The sequence below is a fragment of the Candidatus Poribacteria bacterium genome (assembly GCA_026706025.1).
GTDB lineage: Bacteria > Poribacteria > WGA-4E > WGA-4E > WGA-3G > WGA-3G.
Map to the genome: position 1 here is coordinate 1 of JAPOZO010000029.1, position 16,259 is coordinate 16,259.

The 16,259-nt window shown below is 48.5% G+C and carries 11 protein-coding genes; 3 read left to right on the plus strand and 8 right to left on the minus strand.

Annotated elements, in window-relative coordinates; genetic code table 11:
* Window positions 1-127: 127 nt before the first annotated feature.
* Window positions 128-475, minus strand: a complete 348-nt coding sequence (locus OXH00_06220; GenBank protein ID MCY3740594.1) for a hypothetical protein — start codon at window positions 473-475, stop codon at window positions 128-130.
* A 40-nt stretch (window positions 476-515) separates the two neighbouring features.
* On the minus strand, window positions 516-1,268 hold the full coding sequence (locus OXH00_06225; GenBank protein ID MCY3740595.1) for a fumarylacetoacetate hydrolase family protein: 753 nt from the start codon (window positions 1,266-1,268) through the stop codon (window positions 516-518).
* A gap of 313 nt (window positions 1,269-1,581) precedes the next feature.
* Between OXH00_06225 and argC the strand changes: the two genes are divergently transcribed.
* The 3 genes from argC to lpxK all read left to right on the plus strand — a co-directional run bounded on the left by argC (window position 1,582) and on the right by lpxK (window position 5,156).
* Window positions 1,582-2,628 carry an N-acetyl-gamma-glutamyl-phosphate reductase gene (gene argC, locus OXH00_06230; GenBank protein MCY3740596.1) on the plus strand — a complete coding sequence of 349 codons (1,047 nt, stop codon included), beginning with the start codon at window positions 1,582-1,584 and terminating at the stop codon, window positions 2,626-2,628.
* A 149-nt stretch (window positions 2,629-2,777) separates the two neighbouring features.
* Window positions 2,778-3,944: a lipid-A-disaccharide synthase gene (gene lpxB, locus OXH00_06235; protein ID MCY3740597.1), complete on the plus strand. Its 1,167-nt coding sequence runs from the start codon at window positions 2,778-2,780 to the stop codon at window positions 3,942-3,944.
* A 96-nt stretch (window positions 3,945-4,040) separates the two neighbouring features.
* Complete coding sequence (lpxK, locus tag OXH00_06240) at window positions 4,041-5,156, plus strand: tetraacyldisaccharide 4'-kinase (protein MCY3740598.1); 1,116 nt, start codon at window positions 4,041-4,043, stop codon at window positions 5,154-5,156.
* 3 nt (window positions 5,157-5,159) lie between these two features.
* On the opposite strand, the gene OXH00_06245 is transcribed toward lpxK, so the two are convergent.
* The 6 genes from OXH00_06245 to OXH00_06270 form a co-directional block, all read right to left on the minus strand.
* Window positions 5,160-7,733 (minus strand): transposase, encoded by a 2,574-nt coding sequence (locus OXH00_06245; GenBank protein MCY3740599.1) that lies wholly within the window; start codon window positions 7,731-7,733, stop codon window positions 5,160-5,162.
* Between the two features lie 207 nt (window positions 7,734-7,940).
* A complete protein-coding gene (locus OXH00_06250; GenBank protein ID MCY3740600.1) occupies window positions 7,941-8,801 on the minus strand; it encodes a sugar phosphate isomerase/epimerase in 861 nt (286 codons plus the stop codon).
* Window positions 8,802-8,983: 182 nt separating this feature from the next.
* Window positions 8,984-12,646 carry an AAA family ATPase gene (locus OXH00_06255; GenBank protein MCY3740601.1) on the minus strand — a complete coding sequence of 1,221 codons (3,663 nt, stop codon included), beginning with the start codon at window positions 12,644-12,646 and terminating at the stop codon, window positions 8,984-8,986.
* An 87-nt stretch (window positions 12,647-12,733) separates the two neighbouring features.
* On the minus strand, window positions 12,734-13,450 hold the full coding sequence (locus tag OXH00_06260; protein MCY3740602.1) for a tetratricopeptide repeat protein: 717 nt from the start codon (window positions 13,448-13,450) through the stop codon (window positions 12,734-12,736).
* A 131-nt stretch (window positions 13,451-13,581) separates the two neighbouring features.
* Window positions 13,582-15,000 (minus strand): trypsin-like peptidase domain-containing protein, encoded by a 1,419-nt coding sequence (locus OXH00_06265; protein MCY3740603.1) that lies wholly within the window; start codon window positions 14,998-15,000, stop codon window positions 13,582-13,584.
* A 27-nt stretch (window positions 15,001-15,027) separates the two neighbouring features.
* A complete protein-coding gene (locus tag OXH00_06270; GenBank protein MCY3740604.1) occupies window positions 15,028-16,056 on the minus strand; it encodes an RRXRR domain-containing protein in 1,029 nt (342 codons plus the stop codon).
* Window positions 16,057-16,259: the final 203 nt, after the last annotated feature.

Consider the following 16,259-nt stretch of genomic DNA (forward strand, 5'->3'; position numbering starts at 1 on the left):
GTGCGATGTTTCCGGTTACCTCTTCATTGAAAGTGATCTCGATTATTCCCTCGCTATTGATAGCTACCGGATCAACATCCTTGTCACCGTCTATAATAGTGCCACCCGTGACACGCGGATCGTCGGGTCAGTCCGGCGCGGTAACTTTATAGCTCAGTGCTTGGGTGCCATCAGCCCAAGTGATCGTCAATACGAGTTGACCAAGTTTGAAGGGTCCCGTGATAGCCGCAGTTTTGCCTGTGATCTTGGCAGTGCCAGGATTTACCATGATATCACCGGGTGCGTTGTCGAAAGTAACCGTAATAGTCGCATTCGTGGTAATCTGACCACCGGACGGGGATGCACTGACGAAGTTAACTGGGACAGGTTCATCTGTAACTGTTTCATCATCGCCGCCGCAGCCAGCGAACATTGAAACAGCGAGAAAGCCTATCAAGAATAATAATACTGAGCTGCTAAACAATTTTGTCATCATAATGCCAACAGAGAAATTGGAAAGCGAACCTACAAAAGGATTACTGTCCGACAACACTGTTTTTCAGAACGCCGATACCTTCAATCTCAATTTCAACGACATCACCGGCTTTCAACGCCGTGGTTGTCCCGGGTGTGCCAGTAAAGATTGCATCTCCCGGTTCAAGGGTTATCGCCTGTGAGATGAAACTGACAATGGTTGTTACAGGGAAAATAAGGTCTGCGGTTGTCTGTTTCTGAACGACTTCGCCGTTGATACGGGTCTCCAATTGCGCGTCCGTATAGTCAACATCCGTAGCGATGACAGGACCTATGGGGCCGAAGGTATCCGATGCTTTGGCGCGCCACCACTGCAAGTCGTTGCTTTGCCATGTCCGTGCGCTAACATCGTTGCCGCATGTCACGCCTAAGATGTTGGCGGCTGCTTCTTCTGGTGTCGCCTTTCGTGTCTGTTTCTTTATAATGACGACGAGTTCGCCTTCGGCGTGTACGTCATCATCGCCGTCCGGTAATTCGATATTGCCCCCCGGGTCATTAATACAAGAAGGCGTTTTGATGAAGATTTCGGGGTTTGTCGGTTCCGGAGCACCGTCTAAGTGGCTCCGGTAATTCAAGCCGACAGCTAACACCTTTGTCGGTGTTGTCGGTGCGAGGAGTTTGACATCCGCTAATGCTACAGTATCGCCTGTTTCGCTATATTCACCAAACGGGCATCCCGATAGTACGTTCAGATTTTCTCCTGAAACAGTGCCGTAACCAATTGCGCCATTTAATTCATATCTTGCCAACTTCATAGTGGTCTCCTTTTAGATTTTCCGGCGTAGTTTGCAAGCCGAGGTATGTCATATTTTAACGTGTATACGGTGGTCTGTCAATTTATTTCTTGAATAGCGTGCGTTCAATGGCATGTCTCTATCATAATTTGACATTCCACTCGAAATGTGCTACAATTCCTTGCATAATCTATAACGATTGGTACGTGGCGGTTGGTTTTCTGCAGTAAGGCATAAGCAAAAACGTAAGCCAGTAACGTAGTGGAGGGCGGGTTTAAGAAAGGCACGTGATAGATAGGACGCATGTCGTTCCTCCGCAAGGTAAATTAAAAATATGATAAAAGTTGGGATTGTTGGTGCCTCAGGATATAGCGGTAGTGAATTGTTACGCTTTCTCGCTAACCACTCTGGAGGGTTACAGGTCGCACTCTGCACTTCTGAAACCTACGCCGGTCAGTGTATTGATAGTGTCCTCCCAAACCTCCGCGGGTTTCTCTCGTCCGCATTTGAACCGTTAGACCTTGACTCCCTCAAAGAGAGGGTGGATGTCGTTGTTCTCGCGGTTCCGCACAAAGTGGCGATGGCGTTTGTGCCACAAATTCTGGCACAAGGGCTGCGCGTTGTGGATTTCAGTGCAGACTATCGACTTGAGGATGCTGAGACTTACGAAGCGTGGTATCACACCGAACATACAAGCGCGGAACTCATGCCGCAAGCGGTGTATGGGTTGCCGGAGCGGTATCGTGCCAAGATTCGGGATGCCCAACTTGTAGCAAATCCGGGGTGTTATCCGACGAGTGCCATACTTGCGGCGATGCCGTTAGTCGCGCAAGGTGTTGTGGAATTGGACTCCATTATTGTTGATTCCAAATCCGGCATTTCGGGTGCTGGTCCGAAACCGCGTGAAAATACACATTACCCAAATCGAGAGTCTAACGTTGTTGCCTATAATATCGGTTCGCATCGGCATACACCGGAAATTGAACAGGAATTAAGTGCTGTTGCATCGGAAACCCCGGTTCGTGTGACATTCACCCCACACCTTGTTCCAATGACGCGGGGTATTCTCAGCACTGTTTATATGCGGCTCACCGAGGAGATGTCCACTGAAGAAGTCCTCGGCATGTATTCAGGCTTTTACGAGAACGAGCCGTTTGTTCGGGTGCTTCCTTCCGGAGCATATCCGGAGACAAAGGCGGTGCTCGGCAGTAATTATTGTGATGTTGGGCTTGAAGTCGATACGCGGACCCGCCGCGTCGTCGCGATGGCAGCGATTGATAACCTCGGTAAAGGTGCTGCGGGTGCTGTAGTGCAGAATCTCAATCTGATGTTCGGTTTTGATGAAACCGATGGACTGAAGGTGCCGGGGATGATGCCGTGAATGGTTATCAGTACGATTTTTTTTCAAAAAATCTTTCGGTTATCAGTTATCGGTTAAAGAGTGCCTTGCAGTGAGAGTTGTGGCAGGAACAGGAAACGTCCCCGACACAATGTCTTAACCGAAAACCGACAACCATTCCTCTGAAAACTATGACTCCGAAAGTTATGATTGTCGCTGGGGAACCGTCTGGTGACCTGCACGCTTCTCATGTTGCTCGGCAACTCAAGGCACTCTGTCCCGATATAACACTCTTCGGCATGGGTGGCGACCAGATGGAAGCGGCCTCAGTGAAACTTGATCTTCACATCCGAGATTCCGCTGTCATGGGGTTTGCCGATGTTGTCAGAGTCCTACCAATGTTCCTTCGGAAACAGGCGTATCTGAAACAACGTATCCGTGAAGAACACCCGGATGTGCTTCTCCTTGTGGATTTTGCTGAGTTTAACATGCCGTTAGCGAAATTCGCGCAGCGGCAGGGTGTATCAGTTGTCTATTACATTCCGCCGAAAGCGTGGGCGTGGCGTGCTGGTCGAGCAAAGAAACTGGCTAAATGGGCAGATGTTGTCGCAGCAATCTTCCCTTTTGAGGCAGAATTTTACCGAGATGCCGGTGCCAACGCAGAATTCGTAGGACATCCGCTCGTTGATTTTGCGCGAACCGCCCTGAGTCCACAAGAGGCACGCGAACATCTTGACTTATGTGAAACAGAAAGCGCGCAGAACGCGCCTGTTATCGGGTTGATGCCGGGGAGCCGCCGTTCTGAGATCCGTCATATTTTGCCGGTGATGCTAAAAGCCGCTGCGAACATTGCTCAGGCCTACCCAGATGCCCAATGGATACTCCCGTTAGCCCCCGGAATTTCACGTGATCTTATTGCAAAGTGTCAGCATGAACTCTTGAACACTCGAATCCCATCCCTTAAAATTGTAGAGCACCAGACCTATCCAGCGATGCGGGCATCAACCTTGCTGTTGGTTACTTCCGGCACGGCAACGCTTGAAGCAGCATGCCTCGGGACACCGATGATTATCCTCTTTCGGACTGCATCGGTTAACTGGCACATTGTCAAGGCGTTGACACCCTTAGAGCGAAGCGGACTTCCTAACCTTATTGCCGGGCGTGACATTGTCCCGGAACTGCTACAGACGGAACTGACACCGACTGCTTTGACGACGTTGGCACTCGATTTTCTAAAGCATCCACAGAAACGAGAAGAACAACGCGAGGCACTTCAAGCAGTTTATGCGCAACTCGGCACGGTTGGTGCCGCTGAACGCACTGCTGAATTGGTGTTAGATGCTGCAGAAAGTCTGTAAAGTGCCTAAAGTTGTTAGAAAATCTCCTTTCGACTTTACAGACTTCGCAACGTAGGGGTTGGGTTACCCAACCCCTACTGGCAAACTTTATGCACTATGAGACGCATACCTTCTCGCGATCTTGCCTCACTACAACAGAAACTTCTCGCCACCCCATTGCGCTTTTTGTTGATTCCGCTCAGTTGGCTCTATGGTGCAAGTGTTTGGATCCGGAATCGACTTTATACACTGGGTCTGTTTAAGGCGCGTACGTTGCCGTGTCGCGTCATCAGTGTTGGTAATATTGTTGTCGGTGGAACGGGAAAAACACCTGCTGTTATCACTATTGCAAGCCATCTACAAAAACAAGGGAAGCGTGTCGCTATTCTGCTGCGCGGGTATAAACGCCAATCTCGTGAAAAGGTAACAATTGTCTCGGATGGTAAAAGGGTGTGTGCTTCCTTAGGAGAGAGCGGCGATGAAGCATACATGATGGCGACGCATCTCAGCGGTATTCCGATTGTTGTAAGCAGTCAACGCTATCAGGCAGGACGGGTCGCCCTTGAATGTTTTGAGGTAGATGTCCTACTTTTGGATGACGGATTCCAACACCGGCAGCTTGCGCGTGATATTGATATTCTCACGGTCCGCACAGAACGTCCTTTTGGAGACTCGGTGAAATTGCTGCCCGCAGGGACCTTACGTGAGCCACCTACCGCTCTCCAACGTGCAGACATCATCTTGTTGACACGGACAGAGGCCGCTAACATATCGCTACACGCTAAAGAGATAGTGAAGCGATTCACACCGAATGCGCTGATTCTGGAGAGTGTCCATCAGCCGGTCTATCTCTATCCGTTGGCAGGCAATAAAAGCAGGAAGAAAACTAATATCCTTGATACTGCGAAAGCACTTGAGGGGAAACGGATCCTTGCAGTCTGTGGAATCGGAAATCCAGACGCGCTTGTCACAACACTCATGCGGTGTTCTCCAGAAAATGTGAAATTATTGGCATTTCCTGATCATCACGTCTATACCGAGGCAGATTTAGGACAAATGGACAGGGCATTTCAAGCTGCGCAAGCGGATATGATTGTCACAACACAAAAGGACGAGGGCAAACTGGAACCGTTTGTGGTAGACTGGGAACTTCCGATATTTGTGCTTGAGGTTGCGCTGGTTATCACCGAAGGCGTTGAGAAACTGACGGAGGTCCTGTTATCGGATCTTTAATTATTATCTTGTAGAGCTCTGTAACTTGTGCTGGGAACGTTGTTTGTCCAACCATTTGACAGAAAAATGGAGCAGATTTTCCATGATTTTATCGTTGATGCGTACGTCCTCTTCTGTCTCATTCTTCAAGCTAGTAACGATATATAAGCCCTTCTGGAAGGGGAGCAGGAGCAGCGCGGATGCGTTTTCAAATCCGTCGCTTGGGAGTCCGGCTGCAGCGATGTTGGTTTTAGCGAGAGATGTCCATTTCCCGAGTGGATCGAGCCACATATCATCGAGTCGAATAAGGGGCTGCTCCATTGCCTCTGGATCCGTACGATGGTTTCCATTTAGCGGATTCGGATTTTGGAAGATGCGTGAACGTTTCCCTCGCAATGTGGGAAATAACTCGTAAGTTTCGTCACATGCAATGCCGGTAAGCGGTTCCGGTATCCATCCAGTTCCGCGGCGCTGTTTGGTGCTGGTTTTGACATCTTGTCCAGAGACGATGGCGACCCCACCTTGGCTGACGAAATTTTTAATCCGATGTTCAGCATCAATGTTCAGTCGGTAGCCGGATTTGTAAATTTCGCCGTTGCCGATCCACAAAATATCGGTTTTCGGGAGTCGATCGGTTCGCAGATTTTGAGTTTCCCTGTAAATCATGTGATGATCCTGAATGTATTCAAAACGTTCCAGGACCGGGAATTCGACTTTAGATGTATTACCAGTGAATGCCATAAGCCTGACTGGCATTGCCATCTGGACTTCTGAGCGTGTGACACCGGGTGTCTTGGGAACCCCATCGTTCGGTTTCCAAAATTTGGTATTGAAGGTAGCATTTATGTTTCCGACAATGCGGTTACGTATCAATTTTCGGCGGCGTGCGCGCTGTTCTGCGGTGTTTAGACTGCGTGCTTGCGGGTAAACGAGCGGTGCCAACGCCTCGTGCCGAACGGGGTTGTTGTGTATCTGCTCAACGATAGAGGCATGCGCTGTAATCTTGGTGCGGTTTATCGGCAGAAGCCTTTTATGGATGGGAAATCCACGTCGGAATTTGTTATCGAAACGGCGGAAGGCGTTTTCAACATCCCATCGTCGGCTGTAGCTGATATCAATCGTCTTCAAGTCGATACGTTCTTCGTTGACGTTCGTTACATATCCGTGAACGACGTTAACACCGTGGATAGGATGACCATCCTTGTCAGCGATAGCGATGTCTTCAGTATCGCTCATATCGAGAATTGTGTCGGTCAAACCAGTTAGACTGAAGAGCTCGGGTTGATATTTCTCCGCGCTTTCGACGATAGTGCAGCATGTGCGTGGGAAAATTATATCGGCATCTCGGAAGGAGCAAAAGTTGATTCTAAACTTTTTATAATTTCTTGGCGTAAGCCGCTCAGGCTTCGCAATACGCACAAATGGACCGACATTATGTTTGGCAACGGGTTGGACTGGGAGTTTCTGAACACTGAAGGCGTTGATCATATATTTTTTAAATTCAGCGTCCCATCCCCATGGGGGTGGACCGTCAAAAAACTCGATTTTCCCAAGTCGGATCTGATAAGGCGTATTGTTTTCAAAAACAAGAAAATATCCGTTTTCGTCGTCGCCTTCGGCGCGACAGCGCAAGCCACGGTCATCGCGGCGGTTCAGCGCATCTAAGTTGTGCTTATACTCAAGTTCATAGCCCCATTGGTCTCTGTAACCGTTGTTGTCATTATCTTTCACATCCATCAATGTTATATGTTTTTCATTGTAGTCTTTGAGGATAGCGGTGTATTCACCCCTGTGGTTCTCTTCGCCGGAGCGAAACTGGACACGGACTTTAATACGGGTACCGACCAAACGCTCAATTAGACGCTCATAGGTCTCCTGCTTCTCCAAATATTCGGTGGATTCGTCCAGCTGATTGAGTCCTGTTATATCTCCTTTTCCTCCGAGTGCTTCTTGATACGCTTCGTTGTACCGTTCAAATTGTCCACCAACACTTTTCTTAACGCTTTGAGACAGCATGCTGATAGCGTTCGATGAGGCCTCTCTGAGGGCGACGAACATATTTCGGATTTTCCGCCGCATTTTGTAGATAAATGGTGAGTGGTAGACCCGCTCCAGTTCCCAGGCGCGTTCCCGTAATTCTCGCTCGTTCATCGTATCGTGGTAGCGGATGTATGCGACAATTTGATCTTCACGTTCTTGTGTCTTGAAGATATAACTTGGGGCATGCCCGCGCTGACGGGATTCCTCAGAGATGATTTCCATCCCTGTGATCTCAAGCCGCATTGTGCCTCGGTAACGTCTGCCGTCCTTCATCTGAAAAACAACATATTTGTTAAGGAGTGTCTTGAGAAGTTTATCCTTCTGAAAGAGCCTTATCAGATAGAATATCCCACTGAAGAGGAAGAGAATTACGACCACGACCGCGTAGACCCGCGCTTGTGGCCAGATACTGCGTGCCCCTTCTGTGACCGTGTCGGTAATCGTATCATCCTGCCCAAACGCTACAGACAAAAACGTAAGCGAGAGAAAAGTAGCCGCCAGCATATAGGGTCGAAAGAGGTGTCCTAAAAGATGTGCGATCCTTACGTTTTTAAGCATGGGTCAATCCTGTTCCTTTGAATCTGGACGTTTCTATAGAAATATAGACGCTAAATTCCTAATTCATCCGTTTTCGCAGATAGGTGGTTAGTCCTCGCTAAGTCTTAAGATAAGAAAAGTATACCACATTTAAAATAGAAATATCAAGAAAAACGTAGAATGATTTAAGCTTTACGGAGTTAAGGAATCCACCTTTCCGAGGTGAGATTAGTAGATATTAACGCCGTTCTCGGCGGCGATTCGTCGAACATTGCTATTCGCGAGCGGAATCTTCTCCGCGGGGAGATGTTCTATCAATCCGTAGCCGTCCGGATAGAGTGCATCGAAACGTTTGAGTGCTACACCGAGTGCCAATTCACCTTCGCCGGGGACCTCCTCATTGAGGTGGAGGACCAAACCGTTCTGAACGCTGATGTCTTTAATATGCGCCATAGGTGCGACGGGACCCATTACGTCAAAAATGTGGTTCAGACGGTCTTCACTATCATAAACCTGTAGGAGTGTTTGAAAGTGGTTAACAAAATCCATGACGATGCGAAGTCGATCGGAACCGACCCGCTCTACGATATCGCGACAGATTTCCGGTGAACCCATAATGGAAACTGCATGTGTTTCCATAACAAGCGTCAGTTCATGTTGTTCGGCATGTTCCGCAATCGGTTTCAAGGTCTCGATCAACCGTTCCATTGATTCTGGGAGGTGGTTATCTCGGTGAGATGTCCACGCGCCATCGGGATTAAGACTACCAGGACGGAAAAGGTAGTGGTGTGCACCAAGAGAGACAGCGGTTGCCATACCGCGTTGGACGCTTTCAATAGCGGCTTCTCGGACAGCGGTGTCTGGATGAAAGAGGCATTCGTCGTAAGTTATGCCGAATTGCACAAGGTCGAGTTTTGCTGCTTCTAACATTTGCACACAGCGGGTACAAGCGTCTGGTGGTACAGACGGGATTTCTGCGCTGCGGAAATGGAAGCTTAATCCAGTAAATTCCAAAGCCTTGATATTTGCGATTTCATCTGATGTAAGTGTGCGGAAGTCGCCACAGAGTCCAACAACGCCAAGTCTCATATTTATATCCTCTTAATAGTTGTCAGTTTTCAGTACTCAGTTAAGAGGACTCTTGTAACTGATAACTGATGACCGATGAACAGTAAAGGAGGTTTTTGATAGTTCTAAGGTTTCCTCTTTTTCTCACTGCGAAGCAAACTGAAAGGTTTTCGCAGAAAACCGTACTGAAAACTGATAACTATTTATTCAGAAGTCGTTGCGAAAATTTCTAACTGTTTTAAGAGGTTTTCGGCACGTACAAGGTCATGTGTATCCAAACCTTCTGAAAACCACGTATATATCGGTTTAAGTAGATTATATGCGTCTTCACCACGATTTTGCGTGTGCCATAATTCGCTTAAACTGATCGCGGCTCGGAGTTCCCATGATTTTGCGTTTTGTTGCCGTGCTATCACTAATGCTTCCTGAAAATAGGATTCCGCTTGTGCAACAGTTGGTCGGTTATTTCCAGTTTCTTGAGCGAGGATGAGACAGAGTTCACCCTTCTGTCGAGCGAGTTCTGCAGCATAGGTGCGTTCTCCTGTACGTGTAATGACACGCAATGCAGCATCAAGTGTCTGTAAGGCTAAACTATATTGTCCTGCGCGTTGGTACGCTTGTGCGAGCAGTGCGAGAAAGAGAGGCATCAGTAGTTCACCTCTTGTCTCTTTCCAAGCGTCGATGCCTTCACGAATCATCGCGATGCCTTCTTCAGGACAGTTCTGCGCTACGAATGCCCAACCCTTCAGTACCATTGCTGCGGCTTCCCATGCGGAAAATCCGTGCGCTTGACATATCTGTAGCATCTGCGTTGCTGAGGTCATTACTTTCTCCGCTTCACCTCGGTACTGATAAAGCACGGTTTTAAAATGGAGTGATACTGCCTCGCTAAAGGGATGGTTCGTATCCTTTCCGATGATCACAGCCTGATTAATCCGTTTTTCGGCCTGGGTCGGATAGCCGATGCACCATAAGAGTGGCGCGGAATAAGCGAGGAGCGTCATTCCGGGTTCTGCCGCATAGTGGAGAAATGCCGGGACCGGATGTTGCTGCGGCTGATAGCGTTCAATTCCTGCCTCCAACTGTGCCAAGGCACTGTTGAATTCGCTCAAATAGTAGAGTGTCGCACCGAGGGCGCGACGTGCCTCGACTTCAAACGCTTGGCTTTCTGTTTGTTTGGCAATGGCAACACAGGCTTCACCGAGTTCACGGGCGGAACGGAGTCGTCCGCGGACGAGATGAGAGAGCCACAACCCGAATAACACTGGGAATCGGAGATCTTTTACACGATCAAGCAAGACATCGGATCCATCTACTAAAGCGGCTTCCTCCCTTTTTTCAAGTGTTTCGAGCAGCTCGCGTGCGCGTGTATAGGCGACTTCCACCTCCGGTGAAGCATATCCTTTGGTCGCGATCAGTGCGGTACCGAGTGTCGTTTGCAGCTCCAATTCACGCCGTTCGACGGCTTCCTGGAGTTCCGGTGTATTAATTTTCGTTGAGAGTGTTTCAAGTGCCGCGAGGCCTTGCATGATGTGACGGACACCTTCTACGTTTGCGGAGCGTTCTAAGGCACGGTGTGCCGCGCTGTGCCAATAATCAACGGCTTTTTCGGGAAGCCCGGCTTCGGTGTAATGATACGCGACGAGTTCCGGTTGGAAGCCATCTGCGCTTTCCAGCACCTCTGCAATCTGTTGATGATACTGCTGGCGTTTGCTTTTTAGCAGCGATTGATAAGCGGTTTCACGCAGAAGCGGATGCCTAAAGGTATAGCGGAACCGGTTGTCAGGCATCTCATTGCGATTGAGAATGAATGCGTTTACTAATTTATCCAATTCATCTTTTAAGGATGCGAAATCGGTGAAGATATTATTTCCGAGATCAACGCCTGATGCGATTTTATGCAGCAACTCCGCGGTCCACTCTCTACCGAGCGTTGCCCCGAGTTGGATGATCTCCTTCGCGGTCCCGAGTTCGTCGAGACGCGCTGTCAACAAATCTTGTAGTGTTACAGGCACCTGCATTGTTTGGGGCTGTGAACGCGTTGCATCCAATGCGTCAGAAGAAAGTGCCAATGCGTCGCCTTCTTCTGAAGTCGCCCGATCATCGGGATCGGGCACTTCAGACAGCATCATCTGGGTGAGCTCCTCAACAAACAGAGGGACCCCTTCAGTCATTTCGACAATTTGCGTGAAAAGGTTTGGTGGCAGTTGTGTGTCGCCTGCAACGTGTTGAATCATTGTTTCGACTTCGGGAGGTGTGAGTGCCTCCAACTGCAGTGTATTCGCCCATGCCGGTCGCAGGAGTTTCTCCAGAATTTCTCTATCTATGGCAGAATTTGTAACGTTTCCATCGGGAACAGCCTGTGAGTTCCCATCTTCATTAGATTGTACGTTGTGCCGACTTTTGTATACCATTGAGGGGTGTGTGTCGGATCGCCAGGACAAGATTGTGAAAATTCTGGCGTTTTCGATCTTTTCGATTAAGAGTGTGAGAAATTCTATACTGGACGGATCGATCCAGTGGAGGTCTTCCACGACAAAGAGTATCGGTTTCTGTTCTGACATCTTCAGCAACACTTGGACGAGGACTTCCAACGTCTGTTGCCGTCGCTGGCTTCGCCGCCATTCGGATGGATATGTATCCTGTTTGACAGGTCTACCATACAAGCGAGCACTGGTGCCGGTTTCCGTTCGCCGTTGTATCTCGAAAGGTATATCCAATAATTCAGCAAGGAGTGGGAGTGTTTCTGGGGTATGTGCTTGCGCTTCTGTATCTTGCCCGACAGTTGGGACGTTATAGTCACGGAGCAAATTTTCAAGTTTTTCGAGCCTTATCTGGGCAGTGTCTGTGCTTGTAAACTGTACAACATGTTCTTGAAACAACGAGAGGATAGGATACAGTGGACTATTCTGGTAATAGGGTGAGCATCTATTTTCTAAAGTAACTGCATCTGGGTGGCTCTCAACATGCTCTTGAATCAGCTGCACGCATCTCGATTTCCCGATACCGGCTTCCCCTTCTATAAGGAGTGCTTGTCCGTTGGCTGCCAGTGCTTGCGCCCAACCTTGTTTGAGGTGTTCCACCTCCCGCTCCCGTCCGATAAGAGGTGTCAATCCGCTTTCACTGGCGATATCCAGTCGGCTTTGTGCAGGGATTTCACCCGACACTTGATAGATGTTCACGGGCTGCGAAATACCGCGGAGTACAGATGCTCCGAGTGCCTCACACTTAAAAAAGCCTTCGACCAATTGATGCGTCGTATCACCAATCACAACGGTGTTCGGTGTTGCTAATTTTTCTATCCTTGCGGCGACATTCGGCGTTTTCCCGACGATGTCAATTGCTTCGGGTGCTTCCTGTCCTGAGATATGCCAGACGACGACGCGCCCGGTATCGAGGCTGATCCGAACGCTAATCTCTACGCCGAAGGTCGTGTGGAGTTGCGGATTCAGGGTTTCTATAGCCGCTACGATACCTAACGCAGCTCGGACAGCGCGATGTGCAGCATCTTCGTGTGCGATTGGATAGCCGAAATAGACGAGAACACCGTCCCCGAAGTAGCGAGCGATGTGTCCGTTCTGTGCTAAAACCACCTCCATGATACATGTCCGGTATACCTCTAAGAGGTTTCGGAGTTCTTCAGGGTCGAGTTTTTCGGTAAATGCGGTGGAGTCAACAATATCGCAGAAAAGGACGGTTAACTGGCGGCGTTCTGCCCCGTGTGGTAATGTCTGTTTAATAGAAACCGTATCTGCTGCTGGGAATTCAGGGGAACGCGGCGTGCCGTCGAGCGGCATGCCACATTCACCGCAAAATTTGAATGATGGGTTCAAGAACCCACAATTTGCGCAGAGTTTGTGCTGCATACGCTGTTTCCTTTTCCGAATTGTGATTCGGAGAAACAACTTCTATTTTCCAGTAAAAAAAAGTACCAATCTCATCGAAAATTGAGGTTATTTCCTAAATTGGTTCAGATATTCTTCTAACTCGGTATCGCGTGGATCCAATTTATATGCTTCTTGGTAGTAATCGAGTGCACTATCGGTTTTACCGACCTTCATAAAGAAAGAACCGAGATTGCGATAGGCAACACTATGTGTCGGTTTCAAATCTAAGGCATAGAGATAGTGGTCCCTGGCTCGCAACAGATAGGTTTTTGTCTCTCCGATGAGAGTATTAAGCGTGATTTCATTTTCCCAGCGTTGTCTGTACACCTCGCCGCCGAGTTGTTTCGCTTCATCTTCGATAGCGTCAGCAACGGCTTCATCGCGGGTTTTGAACATGATTACGCCAGATGTTGTTTTATCAATAGCGACTTTGAGCTCTGCGATCGCTTCGTCAGGGGTTTCGTCTATCAATTCTTTTTCCCATGAGGGCCAATTCGGTCCAGCGTATTTGATACCCTGTTCGTAGTATACGGTTCCGAGATCGTTAAAGATTTCGGCGTTTTCTGGACGCATCTTTATTGCCTCGCTGTAAAGTTCAATGGCTTGTTGGTATCGTCCAGCGTTAAAGGCATCTGTAGCATGCGTGCGAAGTTGTTTGAACTCTTCACTTTCGAGATTGACAGCGATGCCCAACTCAGACTTATCTCCGACGAAAAAGTAGATGCTGCCAATAAGGAGAATAGCAAGGCAGACAGCAATGAGTGTGGGGAGTTGCAATTTCATAGTTTTACCTTCTGATGATCATTCTGTAACATTTACCTCAACTTGGAGTATTCCGAGAAGAATTAGTAAATTGCTACATCAAACCTTTTAACTGAGAACTGACAACTGTTAACTGATGGCTATAAGAACACTTATCTCCGCTGATTGTTTCTATTAAAAGTAACAGGAATGGCTTCATGGACACCGTCTCGCTCAAAATAGAGGAGTGTCCTGTATTGTGAGCGGATATTTTCATCGACGATTTTAAAAACCTCAAGCGAATGAATTTTAGTATCGTCGATTTGATAGATGAGGTCCCCGCGCTTAAGCGCGTTCGTCAATCCACTCCCTTTATCAACGTGCGTAATAAGAATCCCTGGCATCTGATATTTGCGCGCCATGGTCTTGTCAGGTTGGGCAAATGTTATCCCCCATCCGGGGGGCGTATAGTTCCATTGTCGTGTTTTTAGCGTGAATTCCGTCTGCCGTTTTTTGCCGCGACGGCTGAACTCGCATTTTATCGGTTGATTGAGTGGAAGCAGGCGTGTAAGTGCCTGAAAGTCCTCTTCACCCCTTATCTGATGCTCCGAAATGCGGAGAATGACATCGCCGCGTTTGATGCCCGCCTTGCCAATGGGGCTTTGTTTCTCTATTTCTGACACCAAAATCCCAGTATTCAGCGGTATTGACAACTTTTCTGCCAACTCTTCGGTTATCGTTTGCACCTCCACAGCGAGATAAGGCGGGATAACGCTGCCATATTCGGTCATCTGTTGAAGGACTTTTCTCGCCTTGTTGACAGGGATGGCGAAACCGACACCTTGTGAACCGCCACTCGTTGAGCGGATAAAGGTGTTTATGCCGATGAGTTCACCGTATATGTTTACCAAGGCACCACCACTGTTACCTTGATTGATGGAGGCATCTGTCTGAATCAGGTCTTCATGATAGAGATTGTTGACGATCAGGGAACGTTGCGTTGCGCTCACGATGCCCGCTGTAACGGTCGGTTGCGCGTTCCCTATTGATAAACCGAATGGATTTCCAATCGCGACAACCCATTCCCCTACCAAAAGGGATTCCGAATCTCCCCACTGAATCTCCGGTAAGTTTGAATCTGTGTCCACCGCCAAAAGCGCGAGGTCTGAAAAATAGTCGTGTCCGACGACTTGTGCTGTAAATTCCCGTCCATCGGATGCAATAACAGTGATAGCATCAGCACCTTCAATGACGTGGTGGTTCGTCAGGATATGTCCCTTTTTGTCAACAATGACCCCTGAACCGACTGTTTGGAACGAACGCCTGCGAGAATACGGGATTTCACCCCAGAACCAGTCTTCAAAGGCGGGCTGTGTCTCAACGTTCCGAACTGCGCTGATGTTGACGACTGCAGGACTGGCTTTCGCGACTGCCGTAACGATTGCGGTCCGCCGCGATGCAGTTACCGCGTTTTGTGTAGATGCTTTGCTGAGTTCCGCACTGTAGGCACTATTAAACGTGCCTACAAGTATAAGGACCAGGCATAGGAGCAGCCCAGCGATGCGACTATGGTGTTGCCATGGATATATCATCAATCTTCGGGCAGGAGACCCCATCCTTTAGGTTGGGGAGGAATGCCCGCTCCTATAGTAAAAGTTCAGGCGTGTTAGCACTCTAAAATCAGACCGCTTCCCCCCTGTCGTTAATCGTTTGTTTTCCATACTGTATATTGAAAACAAACCTTTTGCGTTAACGCCAGCAAGTCGGGTGAATCCGTATTTGACATGCCTAATCAATGTGTTTTTGACTAAGCCTTGACCTAATACAGTGCCTCCCACCCGTCTGCGTTCACCCCCTTTCGACTCCTGTTGCCTATGCAACGCTCTTCGCTTTATCCGGATCGGCGAGACACAGAGTAAGTCGGTGTTATCAGGAATGCCTGAACCCCCAATAGTGTGATACGCCAAGCACCAGGCATCTACGCAATGGGCATCAAAGGTTTCTGCTAACTTCTTCGAGGATTTCTTCAGCCCTAACCGGTCTCGTATCTCTTTCGTTTCCCAACCTTGTAAGGTTAACAATGCCCAGCGTTTACGAATTTCGGTATAGAACCACTGTTTACCGACTTCAAGTGGACTAAAAGAGGTATTCCACTTCTTAGCATGTTCTATTGTTCGTGCCTTAATATCTTCAACACATACGTGTGTGACGGGATACAACTTTGAAAGCCAATTCAGGATACGAAGTTTCCAATCCCATCTCGCACGTGTCCCAGCGGGGATACGCTCTCTATTGGCAAGACGGTTGGTTCTGTTTTTTCGGTTCGGACACTTCCGAGACCGCCGACTTCTACGTAACTCGCGACGTTTTTCAACTTTCTTACCGACACCGCTATGAGCATCAACTTGCACATTCAAATAGGTATGAGATTCTGACTTGACGGTAAAGCCTTCCTTCTGACTACCGGGGTCTACACCGACGACTATATCTTGTGTGTATTCGGCTTCGGTAGCATAGTTCAGCCGAATACAAAATATCCCATTAGACCAATACGGCGTAGCTAAGCCTTTCTTAATCAGCATGCCCGCCTTGTTAGCAGGCGTCGGCATCAACTTCTGACCTGTTTGACTTGTCACCGGAACAAACATTGTTTGTAATCTCCCTTACGGGTTGTGTATTGCCCCTTACAGATCACAATATCGTAGAGTGAATCAGACGAGGGGAGTATCCGAAACATTGTTTCGGCAGCCACGCCGAGATACTGCGATATATTACTGTAGAAAATAGTTTAACTTGTGGAGTGAACGTTTGGCATACGCTTCGCACAAGCCCCATGCTTTAGCTTGGGGTT